The organism is Bifidobacterium simiarum (assembly GCF_002802905.1).
GTDB classification, from domain to species: Bacteria; Actinomycetota; Actinomycetes; order Actinomycetales; family Bifidobacteriaceae; genus Galliscardovia; species Galliscardovia simiarum.
In genome coordinates this window covers 493083-507492 of sequence record NZ_PEBK01000001.1, presented here as the reverse complement: position 1 = coordinate 507492, position 14410 = coordinate 493083, and the positions used below count along the sequence as shown (strand labels likewise).

The 14410-nt window shown below is 66.0% G+C and carries 14 protein-coding genes and 1 pseudogene; all 15 read right to left on the bottom strand.

The window, feature by feature from the left end; translation table 11 throughout:
- Positions 1-4 precede the first annotated feature (4 nt).
- Positions 5-799: a DUF881 domain-containing protein gene (locus CSQ87_RS01995; protein WP_100512241.1), complete on the bottom strand. Its 795-nt coding sequence runs from the start codon at positions 797-799 to the stop codon at positions 5-7.
- Positions 800-905: 106 nt separating this feature from the next.
- Positions 906-1238, bottom strand: a complete 333-nt coding sequence (locus tag CSQ87_RS01990; protein ID WP_100512167.1) for a small basic family protein — start codon at positions 1236-1238, stop codon at positions 906-908.
- 1 nt (position 1239) lies between these two features.
- Positions 1240-2208, bottom strand: coding sequence for a DUF881 domain-containing protein (locus CSQ87_RS01985; RefSeq protein ID WP_243388788.1), 969 nt, complete (start codon positions 2206-2208; stop codon positions 1240-1242).
- The gene (locus CSQ87_RS01980) at positions 2198-2875 is read right to left on the bottom strand and encodes a CDP-alcohol phosphatidyltransferase family protein (protein ID WP_100512166.1); all 678 of its coding nucleotides are present in this window, start codon (positions 2873-2875) and stop codon (positions 2198-2200) included. The genes CSQ87_RS01985 and CSQ87_RS01980 overlap by 11 nt, the downstream gene beginning before the upstream one ends.
- A gap of 13 nt (positions 2876-2888) precedes the next feature.
- Positions 2889-3740 (bottom strand): ATP phosphoribosyltransferase, encoded by an 852-nt coding sequence (gene hisG / locus CSQ87_RS01975; RefSeq protein WP_100512165.1) that lies wholly within the window; start codon positions 3738-3740, stop codon positions 2889-2891.
- 49 nt (positions 3741-3789) lie between these two features.
- Complete coding sequence (locus CSQ87_RS01970; protein ID WP_100512164.1) at positions 3790-4053, bottom strand: phosphoribosyl-ATP diphosphatase; 264 nt, start codon at positions 4051-4053, stop codon at positions 3790-3792.
- Positions 4054-4158: 105 nt separating this feature from the next.
- Positions 4159-4824, bottom strand: coding sequence for a ribulose-phosphate 3-epimerase (gene rpe / locus CSQ87_RS01965; protein WP_100512163.1), 666 nt, complete (start codon positions 4822-4824; stop codon positions 4159-4161).
- 103 nt (positions 4825-4927) lie between these two features.
- Positions 4928-5872, bottom strand: coding sequence for a prolipoprotein diacylglyceryl transferase (gene lgt / locus CSQ87_RS01960; protein ID WP_100512239.1), 945 nt, complete (start codon positions 5870-5872; stop codon positions 4928-4930).
- Between the two features lie 25 nt (positions 5873-5897).
- On the bottom strand, positions 5898-6767 hold the full coding sequence (gene trpA, locus CSQ87_RS01955) for a tryptophan synthase subunit alpha (protein ID WP_100512162.1): 870 nt from the start codon (positions 6765-6767) through the stop codon (positions 5898-5900).
- A 38-nt stretch (positions 6768-6805) separates the two neighbouring features.
- On the bottom strand, positions 6806-8896 hold the full coding sequence (locus CSQ87_RS01950) for a bifunctional indole-3-glycerol phosphate synthase/tryptophan synthase subunit beta (RefSeq protein ID WP_100512161.1): 2091 nt from the start codon (positions 8894-8896) through the stop codon (positions 6806-6808).
- 155 nt (positions 8897-9051) lie between these two features.
- Entirely contained in the window at positions 9052-10671 is a 1620-nt protein-coding gene (gene trpE, locus CSQ87_RS01945; protein ID WP_100512160.1) for an anthranilate synthase component I, read from the bottom strand.
- Positions 10672-10789: 118 nt separating this feature from the next.
- Positions 10790-11170, bottom strand: a pseudogene (hisI, locus tag CSQ87_RS01940) (phosphoribosyl-AMP cyclohydrolase); the annotation flags it as partial.
- A 93-nt stretch (positions 11171-11263) separates the two neighbouring features.
- Entirely contained in the window at positions 11264-12034 is a 771-nt protein-coding gene (gene hisF, locus CSQ87_RS01935; protein ID WP_100512159.1) for an imidazole glycerol phosphate synthase subunit HisF, read from the bottom strand.
- Positions 12035-12199: 165 nt separating this feature from the next.
- A complete protein-coding gene (gene rlmN, locus CSQ87_RS01930) occupies positions 12200-13360 on the bottom strand; it encodes a dual-specificity RNA methyltransferase RlmN (protein ID WP_100512158.1) in 1161 nt (386 codons plus the stop codon).
- Positions 13361-13407: 47 nt separating this feature from the next.
- Complete coding sequence (locus CSQ87_RS01925) at positions 13408-14397, bottom strand: phosphatidate cytidylyltransferase (RefSeq protein WP_100512157.1); 990 nt, start codon at positions 14395-14397, stop codon at positions 13408-13410.
- Positions 14398-14410: the final 13 nt, after the last annotated feature.

Sequence of the window (14410 nt, the reverse complement as noted above, 5' to 3'; positions counted from 1 at the left end):
GCATCTATTCCACGGTCTTCGCGTACTTGTAGTCGCTGGCCTGCCGGATGGCGTCGATGCGCACGGTGTCGGACTCCTGCACCGACACCTGCGCCCCGTACTTCACGCGCAGCTGGGAACCCACGCCGCCGGCGAACTGCACGGCGTTCTGCAGGGTCGAGGGATTGCCGATGGCCTTCACCGTATACGGCGGATCAAGCTCCCTGCCGTCGCAGGAGACCCCGTTCTGCGTATCGAGCACCGACGTGGACGCCACCACCCGGACGCCGTCGAATTCGATGACCTCGGCGCCGGCGTTGCGCAGCTCCTCGATCAGCGTGAACAGCGTGGACGCCTGAATATGCTTGTCGGTCTGGCTGATGGTGATCTGGATGCCCTTGCCCTCCGCGGGCAGCCGGCCGGAGAGGATGCCGCTGCTTTCCTCGTTCTCCTTGGCGATGCGCTCGACCTCCTGCTGCTTATTCGCCGCGGCCTGAATGGACCGGAGCTGTTCGGACAGCTGGGTCTTCTGCTGCTCGAGCTTGTCCATCTGCGTGCTGGTCTCGTCGAGCAGGCGCACGAGCTCATCCTCGCTCAGCGTGGCGTAGGACGACTGCGAGTTCTGCAGCTGGGTCACGTAGCCGAAGCCCAGCAGCGCGCACAGCAGCGCCACCATCGACCATGACAGCACCTTCACGCGCACGGGATGCTCGCGCACCCTGCGCGGAGGACGCTTCTTGACCTGGGGAAACGCTCCGGTGGACAGATCGTCGTTCATCTCGTCGGCGATCTCCTGATGCTTCAGCCGCTTGAACGGCATGGTCAGCTGCTGGCGGGAGTCCGGATTCCCCTCACGCCCGTCGGTTCCGTTACGCCCGTTATGCCCGGCGTGCCCGATGTGTCCGCTATGCTTCTCTCCGGCCATGTCAGCCCCTGAAGATGAATCGGCGGATGGCGGAGACGTTCGAGAAGATGCGGATGCCCAGCACCACGATGACGGCGGTGGTCAGCTGGGAGCCGACGCCGAGCTGGTTGCCGAGGAACACCAGCAGCGTGGCGGTGACCACGTTCGACAGGAAGGAGATCACGAACACGCGGTCGGAGAAGCTGCGTTCGAAGTAGGCGCGGGCGGAGCCCAGCAGCGCGTCGAGGGCCGCCACCACCATGATCGGCAGATAGGGCTGCAGCTGGATGGGGATGTCCGGCTTGAGGAAGATGCCGATGACGACGCCCACGATGATGCCGATGATTGCAGGCATATCACTTCACCCCTTTTGCGTATTCCAGATCGGGCATGCCCGATGCCTCCAGTGTAATCTCCCTCGTCCGCGAGGAGTCCGGATAGATGCCGACCTGGGCGAGCGAATCGTACAGCGTCTGGTTGCTCTGCTTGCTCACCGCGCGCATCATCGAGGCCTGATCGCCGATCGCCTGGATGCGGTACGGGCTCTGCACGGCCGACACCCCGACGAGGATGGACTGTCCGGCGACGCGGATGGATGACTGCGAGCCGAGCCTGACGCCGTTGATCGCGATCGCATCGGCGCCCGAGGCCCACAGTCTGGCCACGAACTTCTGTAGATCGGAGTCGGAGACCACCCGGATGGTGTGCCCCTTCTTGTCGCGAGGCAGATCGCCCTTCTGATCCTCCGCGGCGATGGGGTCGGCGAGGGTCACCGTCACGCCGGGCCCCTGCACCTTGACGGTGCCGTTGACGATGCCGTCGCTGACGGCGGTCGCCCCGACGCTCGATGACTGCTGCTGGGACGTCAGCGACTCGATCTTCGCCCGCTGGTCCGCCACCTCCGATTCGAGGTCGCGCTGCTGCTGGGTGCGGTCGGCGACCTGGGCGGCCAGCTCCTCACGCACCTTCTGCCGCGTGTTCTGATGCAGCTCCTGCACCACCACGCATCCGGAGACGCCGACGATCACGCAGAAGACGAAGGTGAGGATCCTCGTCGCCCATTTCATCGCCGTCGACTGCTTCTGCGGCAGCAGCATGGAATCGTCGAACAGCGGATCGAGCGGCCGGCTGGTGAGGTCGTCGATCAGGCGCAGGGACTCGTCGTGCACCTTGCGTCGACGGGCCCGGCCGGCCACATGGGCGTCGTCCTTCACGGCATGCCGGTTGATCAGCGCGAACGTCGAATGCGAGAAGGCGGATCGTCTTCTCACCGGCATGGTCTGTGGATCGACCGGATACGACACGGGCCGGAGATCATTCGGCATGGGCCAGTTCCTTGCCGTCGGATCCGGCTCCGGTGGAGCGTTCCCCGCCCTGATGAATCAGCATATAGCCCTGGATGATGTAGATCAGGCCGGCGACCCAGTAGAGGGCGGCCCCCCAGATCGCACCGGCGACGCCGGCGCAGTGCAGCACCTCGAAGAACGGGGAGACCCTCAGGTCGGCGACGATGAGCACCGGAACCGACATCAGCAGCAGCGCGGTGCCCGCCTTGCCGACGAAGTGCACCGGCAGCGGACCGTAGTCGTTGTTGGACAGCAGCAGCACCTCGAGCAGCATGATCACGTCGCGGCTGCCCACGGCGATCAGCAGCCACCATGGCAGGATGTGCGCCCAACCGAGGGCGAGCATCGAGCAGATGATGAGCAGTCGATCGGCGATCGGATCGAGGATCTGCCCGATGCGGCTCACCTGATTGAATCGACGCGCGATGTATCCGTCGATGCCGTCCGATGCGGAGGATATGGCCAGCACGACCAGCGACCAGATCAGCCATCGGTTGGAGATCAGCACCGCGATGACCGGTATGGACAGGATGCGCAGGGCGCTAATGGCATTGGGCACCGTCAGGATGACGTTGCGCGGTTCGGGGCTGAACGACTCGTCGTCCGACGCTTCGTCCGCCCCGGTGGTATCGGTACGAATGCTCATATCCCTCTCGGAATCACATTCTCGAAGCCTGCAGTGCGGTGACGATGATCGCCCTGGCGCCGACCTCGTACAGCTGGTCCATCAGCTGGTTGACCTTGGCGCGGGGCACCATCACGCGCACCGCGTTCCACTGCTTGTCGTGCAGCGGGGAGACGGTGGGCGACTCGAAGCCGGGGGTGATGGCCACGGCGGCCGCCACCTTGGACACCGGGATGTCGAAGTCCATCAGCACGTAGCGCTGGGCGGTGAGCACGCCCTGCAGACGGCGGCTGAGGACGGTCAGGCGGTCGTCGTGCTCGTCCAGACGCGGCGAGCGGATCAGGCACGCCTCGGAATGCATGATGGGGTCGGCGAAGATGCGCAGGCCGGCGTTGCGCAGCGTGGTGCCGGTGGAGACCACGTCGGCGATGAGATCGGCCACGCCCAGCTGCACGGAGGATTCCACGGCGCCGTCCAGATGGATGATGTCGGCCTCGAGACGGTGGGCGGTCAGATAGTCGCGGACCAGCTTGTCGAACGAGGTGGCGACGCGCTTGCCATCGATGTCCTCGAGACGCTGGAACGACGAGTCGTTCGGCGCGGCGAAGCGGAACGTGGACGCGCCGAAGCCGAGCTTCATGTGCTCCTGCGCCTCGGTGCCGGAATTGAGCAGCAGATCCTCGCCGGTGATGCCGACGTCGATGGTGCCACGGCCGACGTACACGGCGATGTCAAGCGGACGCAGGTAGAACAGCTCGATGCCGTTGTCGGGATCCTCGACGACCAGCTGGCGGGAATTGCCGCGAAGCCGGTATCCGGCCTCGGACAGCATGTTCCACGCGGGTTCTGACAGCATGCCCTTGTTGGGCACGGCGACTCTCAGCATTTGGAATCAATCTCCTTCTTCGGATTCGTTCGCCGTCACTCGGCGACGATCACAGGTGCTTGTACACGTCCTCGAGGCTGATGCCACGGTTGATCATCATCACCTGGGCGTGGTACAGCAGCTGGCTGAGCTCCTCGGCGGTGCGGTCGGCACCTTCGTATTCCGCGGCGATCCAGCTTTCACCGGCCTCCTCCACCAGCTTCTTGCCGATGAAATGCGTGCCCTTGTTCAGCTCCTCAACGGTCAGGGATCCTTCGGTCTGCGCGGCGGCCTTGGCGCTGAGCTCCTCGAACAGGGATTCAAAAGTCTTCATAACGGGTGCTTCCCCCTTGATTGTGGTGTCATGGTCCGGTCCGGATCGGGGATGCGATCCGGACCGGGAACCGGTATCTATGCGGACTCGGTCCGCCACGACTCGTCAGTCGCGATATGCCGCCTCGGCGTTCGACCGGATCAGGTCGATCTCGGCGGCGATGTCCTTGGCGCCGTACACGGCGGAACCGGCGACCAGCACGTCGGCGCCGGCCTCGGCCACGATGTGCGCGGTGTCGCGGCTCACGCCGCCGTCCACCTGAATGTGGGTGGACAGTCCGCGGCGGGTGATCTCGTCGCGCAGACGACGGGTCTTGGCCATCTGGTTGGCGAGGAACTTCTGGCCGCCGAAGCCGGGCTCGACGGTCATGATCAGGATCATGTCGAACTCGTCGAGGATGTCGAAGATCGGTTCGACGGGCTCGGCGGGACGGACGGCGAAGCAGGCCTTGCAGCCCATGTCGCGCAGCTGGCGGGCCAGACGCACGGGGGCGTGGGTGGCTCCCATGTGGAAGGTCACGGACTGGGCGCCGCACTTGGCGAATTCGGGGGCCCAACGGTCGGGGTCCTCGATCATCAGGTGGACGTCGACGGGCAGGGGGCTGACTTCGCAGATGCGCTTGACGATGGGCTCTCCCAGCGTCAGGTTCGGCACGAAGTGATGGTCCATGACATCGACGTGGACCAGATCGGCGTTGGCGATCGCATGGAGATCACGCTCGAGGTTGCAGAAGTCGGCGGACAGGATGCTGGGTGCAATGTTAATCGTCATAGTGCTCATTCTAGGAAATCTGAACGACGAGGCGGCGGCAATTCACCGAATCGTCGTGTTGCGTTCGTCGCCGGGGAACGATCCGCCGGCGTGGCCGGACCCCTCAGCCGTGGTTTTTGCGGGCCTCGTGGCGGTCGCGGTCGGCCTCCTTCTCGGCCTGCAGGCGTTCGAGGTCGTCGGCGGTGATCCGGGTGAGACGCTCCACGTACGGCTCCGGCCCGCGGCCGAACCGCTGCAGCACGGCGAACAGCACGACGCCGAGCAGACACACGATGATCGCGGTCCACACGTTCGTGCGCAGTCCGAGGATCTGCGTGGAGTAGTTGATGCGCAGCATCTCGATCCAGGTGCGGCCCAGTCCGTACCACATCATGTACATGGCGAACTGCTGGCCGGCCTTCAGCCGCTTGGCGAACCGGTGGCCGATCCAGACGATCATGGCCGCGCCGAACAGGTTCCACAGCATCTCGTACAGGAACGTGGGATGGAACAGCGTACCGACCGGGCAGGGCTGCCCGTTGTAGCACACCTGGGTCTTGCCCATGGCGTCGGCGTCGTTCAGCGCCAGACCCCAGGGCAGCGTGGTGGGCTTGCCGAACAGCTCCTGGTTGAACCAGTTGCCGAGACGGCCGATCGCCTGCGCCACCATCAGGCCCGGCGCCAGCGCGTCGGCCAGCAACGCGAAGGGGTAGCCCTTGCGCCGGCACCACAGGAACGCGCCGAGCGCGCCGAACAGGACGCCGCCGAAGATGGCCATGCCGCCCTCCCACACCTTGGGGATGTTGGCGAGGCTGCCCGTAGGCGGGAAGTAGGCGTCCGGCGTGGTCACGACGTGATACAGGCGGGCGCCCACGAGACCGCTCGGCACCGCGACGAGCGTGGTGTCGAGCACCTGATCGAAGATGCCGCCGTACCGGCGCCACCGCACCGTGAGGATCCACACGGCGAAGCAGATGCCGATCAGGATGCAGATCGCGTACATGTGGATCGTCAGCGGCCCGATGTGGAATTCGGAGAACGTCGGGGACGGGATCGAAGCTAGGGTCATGCCGGATGAGGTCATGCCGGACACACTAGCGCGCACGGTGGATGCCGTCGGCCAGCGCCTCGGCCTTGGCGGCGAGGTCACGAAGGCCCTCGGCCCGATCCTTGGGGGTCTTGTCGTCGTCGGCCAGCAGCGTGTGCACGAGCGCGGATCCGACGATCACGCCGTCCGCATAGGCGCCGACCTTGGCCCCCTGCTCGGGGGTGGAGACGCCGATGCCCACGCACACGTTCTTCGCGCCGGCCTTGCGGGTGCGCTCCACCAGACGCTCCGGGGAGGCGCTGATCGTGTCACGCTCGCCGGTCACGCCCATGCGGGAGGCTGCGTAGACGAATCCGCGGGCGTTTTTCGCCACGATCTCGAGGCGATCGTCCGACGAATCGGGGGACACGAGGAAGATGCGGTCCAGACCGTGGCGATCGGACGCCTCGATCCACTCCCCCGCCTCGTCGGGGATGAGGTCGGGGGTGATCAGACCGGCGCCGCCGGCGTTTTCGAAGTCGCGGGCGAACCGCTCGACGCCGTAGTGGTAGATCAGGTTCCAGTAGCTCATGATCAGCGGGACGCCGCCGGCGTTGGCCACGGTCTCGACGGCCCTGAACACGCCGTTGATGCTCTCCCCGTTGTTCAGGGCGATCTGGCTGGCGGCCTGGATGACCGGCCCGTCCATGACCGGGTCGGAGTACGGCAGACCGATCTCCACGGCGTCGACGCCGTGCTCGACCATCGTGCGCAGGGCGTCGAGGGAGACGTCGGGATCGGGGAAGCCGTACGGCAGATAGCCGATGAAAGCCGGCTTGTTCTCGGCCCGGAACCGGTCGAACATGGCCTCGGTCGGACTCGGCCGATGGCTGATGCCCAGCGGCTGTCCGGACGGCGTGGTGGTTTCATTCGTCATAATGCATCGTGTCCTTGTCTCGTATCCGTTCCCGATCATCACGCCACGGCGTTGCCGTGCGCGCCGGTGACCTCCAGGGCCTTGGCCTGATCGTCGGTCAGATATCCGAACCACTTGCCGGCGGTGGCCATGTCCTTGTCGCCTCGGCCGGAGATGTTGATGATCATCACCGGTTCCGTGTATCCCTTGGCCTTGAGGTCGGCGGCGGCCTTGTAGGCGCCGGCCACGGCATGGGAGCTCTCGATGGCGGGGATGATGCCCTCGCTCTGGCTGAGGTCGCGGAAGGCGTTCATGGCCTCCTCGTCGGTGGCCCATCCGTAATTCACGCGGCCGATCTCCTTGAGCCAGGCGTGCTCGGGGCCCACGGAGGCGTAGTCGAGGCCGGCGGAGATCGAGTACGTGTCGAGCGTCTGGCCCTCGGCGTTCTCCAGCAGATAGCTCTTGGCGCCCTGGAACATGCCCAGTTCGCCGGTGCCTGGGGCGAAGCGGATCGCGTGGCGGCCGGATTCGGGGCCGTTGCCGCCCGCCTCGTAGCCGTACAGGTTCACCCGGTCGTCGTCGAGGAACGCGTTCATGATGCCGATGGCGTTGGAGCCGCCGCCCACGCAGGCGCAGATCGCGTCCGGATGGTCGATGCCGTACCAGTCCTGCAGCTGGCGCTTGGCCTCCTCGCCGATGATCTTCTGGAAGTCGCGCACCATGGACGGGAACGGGTGGGGGCCGGCCACCGTGCCGAGCAGGTAGTGCGTGTCCTTTACGTTGGTCACCCAGTCGCGCAGGGCCTCGTTGATCGCGTCCTTGAGGATGCGGTCGCCGAGCGTGACCTCCACGACCTCGGCGCCGAGCATGCGCATGCGCGCCACGTTGAGGGCCTGACGACGGGCGTCGATCTGGCCCATGTAGATGCGGCACTTGAGACCGAGCATCGCGCACACCGTGGCGGTGGCCACGCCGTGCTGGCCGGCGCCGGTCTCGGCGATCACGCGGGTCTTGCCCATGCGCTTGACCAGCAATGCCTGGCCGAGCGCGTTGTTGATCTTGTGGGCGCCGGTGTGGTTGAGGTCCTCGCGCTTGAGGAACACCCTCGGGTGGATGCCGGTCTTCTCGGCGATCTTCTCGGCGAAGCGCGGCGCCTCGGTCAGCGGGCTCTCGCGGCCGACGTACTGCTTGTTCAGCCTCGCGAACTCCTTGTGGAATTCGGGATCGGCCTTGGCTTCGTTATAGACGCGCTCCAATTCGTCGAGCGCGGTGATCAGTGCCTCGGGCACGTAACGTCCGCCGAACTGACCGAAGTACGGTCCCTCATGCTCGCTCAGCGGCGTGCTTTCGGATGCTTTCACTCTCTTCCCTGCTTTCACTAGACGGTTCACCGCAAGTTCATGGTCGTCGGCCGTGGCCACGCCCTCGCCCACCAGCACGGCATCCGCACCGGCACGGCCGTAGTCCTCGACCTCGACGGCGCCGAACACGCCGGATTCGGCGACCCGGATCACATCGGCCGGCATGTCGTCGGCGAGTTCGGCGTACTTGTTCACATCGACCCTGAGGTCCTTGAGATTGCGCGCGTTGATGCCGATCACGTCGGCACCCGCCGCGACGGCCCTGGCGATCTCCTCCCTGGTATGGGTCTCGACCAGAGCGGTCATGCCCAGCTGGCGGGTCAGGTCCAGCAGATGCCGCAGACGATCATCGTCCAGCGCCGCCACGATCAACAGGATGAGATCGGCGCCATGGGCGCGGGCCTCCCAGATCTGATAGTCGGTGACGATGAAGTCCTTGCGCAGCACGGGGATGTCCACGGCCGCGCGCACGGCGTCCAGATCGTCAAGGGAGCCGAGGAAGCGGCGTCCCTCGGTCAGCACCGAGATGGCGCTGGCGCCGCCGCGCTCGTACTGCCTTGCCAGCGCGGCGGGATCGGGGATGTCGCTCAGGTGCCCCTTGGAGGGCGAGGCCCGCTTGATCTCGGCGATGACGGGAATCGAATCGGCCTTCCTGAGCCATCGACGCGCGTCCAACGGTTGGCGGGCCGAATCGGCCACCTGTCGCTGCAGCGTCTCGAGCGGGGTCTTCGCCTCGCGTGCCCGCTGATCCTCGATGGCTCCCGCCACCAGATCATCCAATACCGACATGATTCTCCTTTGTTGTGTCTAGGCGTGCCGGAACCGACCGACAACCAACCTGTATCACAGTTTTCCCATCATCCGAACGGCCGTCTTACTATTCGGGTCCGTTCGGACTGTTCGGCCGGTCATTCAACCATTCGGCCGTCCGTAGGCGGGTCCGCTCAGACGGTCCTGAGCCGGGCCGCGATCTGGACCGCCTCGACACTGGCCTCGGCCTTGTTGCGCGTCTCCTGCCACTCGTTGGCCGGCACGGAGTCGAGCACCAGACCGGCGCCGGCCTGCACGCTGGCCTCGTGGTCGCGCAGGAAGGCCGTGCGGATGGCGATCGCCATGTCCATGTTGCCGGAGAAGTCGAAGTAGCCGACGGTGCCGCCGTAGATGCCGCGGTCGGCGGGCTCCAGCTCGTCGATGATCTCGATGGCCCTCGGCTTGGGGGCGCCGGAAAGCGTGCCCGCCGGGAACGTGGACTTGAACACGTCGAACGCGGTGAGCGAGGGATCCACGGTGCCGGTGACGGTGGAGCAGATGTGCATGATGTGGCTGAAGCGCTTGATGTCCATCAGCTGCACCACCTCGACGCTGCTCGGCACGCACACCTTGCTCAGGTCGTTGCGCGACAGGTCGACCAGCATGATGTGCTCGCTGCGCTCCTTGGGATCCTCCAGCAGCTCCCGGGCCAGACGCGCGTCCTCCTCCGGCGTGGCGCCGCGGGGACGGGATCCTGCGATCGGGAACGTCATGGCATGGCCCTCGTCCACCTTGATCAGCGTCTCGGGACTGGACCCGATCACGTTGAAGTCGCGCCCCTGCGCGTCGGTGAGCGTCATGAAGTACATGTACGGGCTGGGGTTCAGCGTGCGCAGCACGCGGTAGACGTCGAACGGGTCGGCAGGCGAATCCAGATCCAGTCGCTGCGAGATCACGGTCTGGAACACGTCGCCGTCCACGATGTGACGCTTCGTCTCCTCGACCGCGTGCTCGTACGTCTCCTTCGGGGTGCGGAACCGCAGTTCGGGGGTCGGGGCATACGGGTCGAGCACGCTGACGCGGGCCTCCCCCGCCACCGGCGTGGACGCCCGGCGCTGCATGTCCTCCACCCGGGCGACGGCCTCGTCGTACGCGGCGTCGGCCCGCGTGGGCTTGTCGTCCACGTTCACGGCGTTGGCGATCAGCCACACCGAACCGTCCACATGGTCCACCACGGCGATGTCCGTGGCGAGGGCGAGAGCGAGTTCGGGCTGGCCGGTCTCGTCGGGGGCCTGGGCGCGCAGGGTCGGCTCCCAGTGACGGATCGCATCCCATCCCACTGATCCGACCAGACCGCTGGTCAGGCTCGGCAGGCCCTTGACGCGCGGGGCCTTCAGGACCTTGAGCGCCTCATGCGCCACCTCGACCACGTCGCCGTGCTCGGGCACGCCGGCGGGCACCTCGCCCAGCCAGTCGGCCTCTCCCCCGTTCGATCGAAGCTGCGCGATCGAATTCACGCCGATGAACGAGTACCGGCTCCAGTTGCCGCCGTACTCCGCGGATTCCAGGATGAACGTGCCGCTGCGGCCCCCGGCCAGTCGCTCGTAGAAGCCCACCGGGGTGAGCGAATCCGCGAGCAGACGCCGCACGATCGGGATCACCCGGTATCCGGCGTCGGCAAGCGCGTGGAACTCCTCCCGGTCGGGCCAGGTCTGTCCCCAGCCGAGGCGCTCCACGCTGGGCTCGGCCTTCCCGTTCACCGTCGCCTCGCCGTTCGTCGCATCATTCGTCGTCTTGCCCTTGACCGTCGTCATGGTCTCACGCCCTTCCCTCGTCGTTCCCATCATTCGTACCGTCGTCATGCGCGGGCTCGCCGCCGTGACCGGCACCGGCGGCACCGTCCTCGATCACGGTGTCCGCCGCGGCGTCCGCAGCCTCGCGGTGCCCGACCGTCACCGGCAGCGGACCGCCCTCGTCGAAGCATGAGCGCTTGCCGGTGTGGCAGGCCGCACCCACCTGATCGACCTCGACCAGCAGCGCGTCGCCGTCGCAGTCCAGCGACACCCCCTTCACATACTGCCGGTGTCCGGAGGTGTCGCCCTTACGCCAGTATTCCTGCCGGGAGCGGGACCAGAACGTCACGCGCCCCGTGGTCAGGGTGCGGCGCAGGGCCTCGTCGTTCATGTAGCCGACCATCAGCACCTCATGGGTGTCGTACTGCTGGATCACCGCGGCCACCAGACCCTTGGAGTCTCGCTTGAGCCTGCCGGCGATACGCGGATCGAGCGTGGTTTCGTTATCGTAGGACGTCATCGAAGATCGTCATGTCCTTTCATCAAGATCGCATCGGGATCACATCAGGATCGCGTCAAAATTGCGAGGAATCTCGCCATCTCACCGGAAATCTCATCTGACGACGTGGCCGGCCGCGCGCAGGGCGTCCTTGACGTCGCCGATCGTCATCTTGCCGTAGTGGAACACCGATGCGGCCAGCACCGCGTCCGCTCCCGCATCGATGGCCGGCGGGAAGTCCGACACCTTGCCGGCGCCTCCCGACGCGATGATCGGGATCCTGACCTCCCGGCGCACCGCGCGGATCATCTCCAGATCGAATCCCTCCTGGGTGCCGTCGGCGTCCATGGAATTGAGCAGGATCTCGCCGGCGCCCAGTTCCTCGGCCCGCTTCACCCACCACAGCGCGTCGATGCCGGTGGACTTGCGTCCGCCCATCGTGGTCACTTCGAATCCCGACTGCGTATGGCGTTCGCCGCGCTCCCTGCGCGCGTCCACCGACAGCACCAGCACCTGATTGCCGAACCTCGAGGAGACGTCGGCGATCATCTGGGGATTGTTGATGGCGGCCGTGTTCACACCCACCTTGTCGGCTCCGCAGCGCAGCAGGTTGTCCACGTCGTCGACGGTGCGCACGCCGCCGCCCACGGTCAGCGGGATGAACAGCTCCTCCGCCGTGCGATGCACCACGTCGTACATCGTCTGCCGATGCGAGCTCGACGCCGTCACGTCCAGGAACGTCAGTTCGTCGGCGCCCTGACGGTAGTATTCGGCGGCTCGCTCCACCGGATCGCCCGCATCGCGCAGATTCTCGAAATGCACGCCCTTGACCACCCGGCCGTCGTCCACGTCAAGACACGGAATCACCCTCACCGCCAGCGACATTGTTCACCCCTTGCTGTGCTCGTTCGATGTACGGGTCGATTGTAACCGCATACCTGTCGTTGCCTAGGGTAATGTCCATTCCCGACCCATATGTAACGAAACGCGGCGGGGCCGGTGATGGCCTCCGCCGCGTCGTTCACGTCTTTTCGCTCCTGATCGGGCCGATCAGCCGCGGTTCTTCGCCGCGAGCTGCCCGCACGCACCGTCGATGTCGGATCCTCTGGTGTCCCTCAGCGTGGCGGTGATGCCGGCGCGATGCAGGATGTCGAGGAACTCCTGCTCGTCCTCCGGCTTCGAGGCCGTCCACTTCGAGCCCTCGATGGGGTTGAGCGGGATGGGGTTGACGTGCACCCAGTCGTCGCCGTAGTGGTTCAGCCGGTTCGCCAGCTGACGGGCGTGCACCGGCTGGTCGTTGATGCCGCGCATCAGGGCGTATTCGATGCTGACGCGGCGCTTGCTCGCCAGATAGTAGTCGTGCGCGGCGTCGAGCAGCTGAGTGATGTTGAACCGTCGGTTCATCGGCACCAGCTCGTCGCGCAGCTGATCGTTCGGCGCGTGCAGCGACACGGCCAGACGCACGGGGATGCCCTCGGCGGTGAGCTTGCGGATGCCGGGGACCACGCCGACCGTGGATACGGTGATGTTGCGGGCGGAGATGCCGAAGCCCTCCGGAGGCATGGCGCTGATCTGGCGGATCGCGGACAGCACGGCGCGGTAGTTGCCCATGGGCTCGCCCATGCCCATGAACACCACGTTGCTCAGTCGTCCGGGGCCGCCGGCCACCTCGCCGTCGCGCATCGCCGCGGCGGCCACGCGTACCTGTTCGAGGATCTCGCCGGCCGACATGTTGCGGGTCAGGCCAAGCTTGCCGGTGGCGCAGAACGGGCAGCCCATGCCGCATCCCACCTGGCTGGAGATGCACAGGGTGGCACGGTTCGGGTACCGCATCAGCACCGATTCGATGCGCGAGTCGTCGAATAGGCGCCACAGGGTCTTGATCGTGGTGCCGCCATCGGCCTTCTGCACCAGCATCGGTTCGATCAGCGTGGGGAAGAACGCCTCAGCAGCCTCGCCTCGCTTCGCCGCGGGAAAGTCGGTGAAGGATTCGGCGTCGGTGTCCAGATGGGCGAAGTAGTGGTTGGCGAGCTGCTTGACCCGGAATTTGGGAAGGCCGAGCTGGCCGGCCCGTTCGATGCGCTCTTCCTCGCTCAGGTCGGCGAAATGCAGCGGCGGCTTGCCGCGTCGGGCATGGTCCTTGGAGAGGATGTCCCTGAAGGCGCCCTCCCTGCCTCCGGTGGTGATGCCGGTTTCGATCTCTTCGCTCATGGCGTGGTTTCCGAATGTCCTTTCACGATTCCGATATGGCGGTGCGGTTACAGTCCCGCCGCAAGCAGCACGATGCAGATGAACGGCGCGGACATGAGGATGGAGTCGGCGCGGTCGAGCACGCCGCCGTGGCCCTTGAGCACATGGCCCATGTCCTTGATGCCCAGATCGCGCTTGAGCATGGACGCGCACAGGTCGCCGAAGGTGCCGATGACGCCGATGAGCACGCCCATCAGCAGCGGGACCCACCAGCGCGAGGCCCATGTCGCCCGGTCGTAGGTGCACAGGAAGATCACCAGCGCGCCGAGGAAGCAGAACAGCATGGAGCCGAGCAGACCCTCCACCGATTTCTTCGGCGAGATGCGCGGGCTGAGCTTGTGCCGGCCGAGCCATGCGCCGAACAGCAGTCCGCCCACGTCGCCGAGGGACGGGATGAACAGCAGGAAGAACGCATGGGCCACCGGATGTTCGCCGCCGATCGGCAGGATGATGAAGCTGGCGAGGAACGGCGCGTACATCGCGGTGAACAGGGAGACCGCGACGTTGGTCAGGCGGGAGACCTCGAGACCGTCGTGGGGGTCGTTGAACGAGGAGAACTCGCGCATGGCCGCGTCGGCGTTCGACAGCTTCGACGCCACCGCCATGGAGACCCGCTGGTGCAGCATGGTGAACCGCAGCGAGCCGCACAAGGCGACGACGATCAGCACCATGGGCATGGCCGCGCCCATGAAGACGACGCGATGGCCCCCCGGGGCGAAATACGTGCCCAGCAGCATGACGATCGCCGACGCCCACAATGCGAGCACCGGAATGCGGATGCCCACCGTGGCGAAATCGACGCGCAGCTCCCACACCGCGATCATGACGAATACGACGACCAGAACGACGAAGACATCGACGTTGATCAGCAGGCTGGCCAGGATCAGCGCCACCAGCACGGCGCCGGTGGCGCTGGCCTGCGGCATGTTCCTGCCGGCCCGCCTGTTGATCGAGTCGATGGCCTCCTCGGCCTCTTCCCTACGCTTGGATGTGCTCATGAACGACCATTCG